We start from the raw sequence: 2,411 nt of genomic DNA on the forward strand, positions 1-2,411 counted from the left end.
TATATTTCAAAGTTTAAGCAGTATTTTGGAGGAATGGATAGGCAATATATTATCTATAGATTGTTCAAATAGTATAAAAGAAGCGATGTTCGCTAAAATATTAGATACGAGATATGAATTTTTAAATTCGTATGGTGAAGGAGAACTTGTAAGCAGAATAGAAAATACAGGTGATAAAATAGTCAGTTTCTATATAGACTTTTTTTCAAGCATTGTAATGATTTTATTTAGTATAATTATATCTGCTTACATTATGATTAGGATATCATTAAAATTATTTATAATTGCGATTATATTACTTCCATTGACTTACGGAATTAACTACATATTCAAAAGTACTATTATTAGTAAACAAAGAGACTATATTGCTAAATTAGATGCATATTCAGATTATCTAATAGATACGATTTCAAATTTAACTGGAATAAAACTAAATAATTTAGAAAAAATATTTAAAAGAAATTATGGGAAAAAGCTTAAGGATTTAAAAAATGTATCTATGTCTAATTTGAAAATAAATATGACAGTAACGAGTTTACAAGATTTGATAGCTATTATTTTGAGCTCTCTAATTTTATTTACTTCAGCAAAATTAATAATTGCAGGAAATTTAACATTGGGAAATATAGTTGCTTTTAGTAGTTATATGGAAAAGTTACATTCGTCAATTAAAAAAATTGGTGATTTAAACTTATCTTTTAATGAAGTTATTGTAGATTTAGAACGATATAAGAAAATTATGGATTATGACAGTGAAAATAAAGTTGATGGAAAGAAATTATCAAAAGTAACTAGCCTTAAATTTAAAAATGTTTCGTTCAAATATGATGATAAATACATATTGAAAGATTTTTCATTTGAAATAAATAAACCTGGATTATATGGAATAGTTGGAGAAAACGGATCAGGTAAAACAACAATTTTTAATCTAATAAGTAAACTTTATACTGATTACGAAGGAGAAATTTTGATAAATGGTAATGAGATAAGCGACTATAGAGATGAAGATTTAAGAAATGAAGTTTTGTTTATAGAAAGCAAACCATTTATATTACGTGAAAACCTAAATTCTAATATTACAATATTAGAGAAAAAGAAGGTAAATGAATCACATTTAAAAAAAATAATTCAATTCTTAGAATTAGATAGAATTGAAAAATATAGTACTAAAAATTTGAAAGATACTTTATCAAAAGGAGAAAAACAAAAAATTCATCTGGCTAGGATGATGATTGGCAGACATTCTTTGATTCTACTAGACGAAGTATTATCTGGATTGGATCAAGAAATGAAGAAAAAAGCAATTTCTAAAATAAAAGAAAGAAGTAAGAATAATATTCTAATAATAATTTCACATGAATATGAAATACAAAGGATATGTGATGGATTATTTCTAATGCCTGATAAAAATATTTCAATATAAAAGTATTCACAAAAGTTAGCTGAAATAAATTTCTAACTACTATAAAATTAAATTAGAAATAAGGCAGTAAAAGCGTTAGTAGCATAAAGGAGAGATGTAATGAAAGAAAAATTAAAAAAAATATTTTTCGGGTTAATTTTTGTATTGGCTATTTGTGTACTTATCTTACCAAATAATAATGTATCTGCATCACATGGAGAAAGTCTAAGCTATAATGATATTGAAAAAATAGGAGATGAAGTTAAGAAATATATCATTGTAGATAATGATAGACTATATTTTGATTATCAAAATGCACAAAATAATAACGAAGATCCAGAAGTTATAGAACAAGGCTTATTGTTAGAATCAGTTAGTTCAAATTATGCAGAATTTAATACAGAAGGTTATAGTACTCGCTCAATAGGTTTACCAATATGGGGAAATTATTGTGGACCAGGTTATGGCGGAAAGGATTCAGATGAACCAGTTACTGATGTACTAGATGAAGGTTGTAGAAGACACGATCAATGCTACAAGTGGTCTCCAACTCTTAGAAAGAATTGTAAATGTAATAAAGACTTAGTAGATTATATTGATGCACATAAAAGCGAAATGTCAGGAACAATGGCTAAAGTTGCTTGGGCAATCAGAACATACTTTAATACAGTAGGTCAAGTAGGATGCTAAAAAATATAGAAAAATACACATTTATACTCGGCATAATAATATTTGTTATTTCATATATTCTTCCTGTAGATTTATTAAATAAATTTACAGAATTGAAACCTTTAGGTATAAGCACGATTTTTATATGTCCTATACTTGGGATAATTGGCTTGATATCTTCCATAAAAAGAAAATCTATACTATTTGTTTTTTTGAACTTGCTATTGGTATTATCTTTTCCAATTACTATGTTCATTGGAAATTTAATTTTCAAATAGCTGGTATAAAAAGTGAAGAACAGAAAAATAATTAAAAGCATATATGTAGTAGTTATTGTTTT

The 2,411-nt window shown here is 25.5% G+C and carries 3 protein-coding genes; all 3 read left to right on the forward strand.

Annotated features, from left to right (window positions below):
- On the forward strand, nt 1–1,423 hold a 1,423-nt coding region (locus tag SOR60_RS07600; protein WP_320595624.1), incomplete at its 5' end, for an ABC transporter ATP-binding protein.
- Between the two features lie 99 nt (nt 1,424–1,522).
- A complete protein-coding gene (locus SOR60_RS07605; RefSeq protein ID WP_154274054.1) occupies nt 1,523–2,092 on the forward strand; it encodes a hypothetical protein in 570 nt (189 codons plus the stop codon).
- On the forward strand, nt 2,086–2,349 hold the full coding sequence (locus SOR60_RS07610) for a hypothetical protein (RefSeq protein WP_154274055.1): 264 nt from the start codon (nt 2,086–2,088) through the stop codon (nt 2,347–2,349). The genes SOR60_RS07605 and SOR60_RS07610 overlap by 7 nt, the downstream gene beginning before the upstream one ends.
- Nucleotides 2,350–2,411 lie beyond the last annotated feature (62 nt).

This window comes from Anaerococcus porci, assembly GCF_034090325.1.
GTDB classification, from domain to species: Bacteria; Bacillota; Clostridia; order Tissierellales; family Peptoniphilaceae; genus Anaerococcus; species Anaerococcus porci.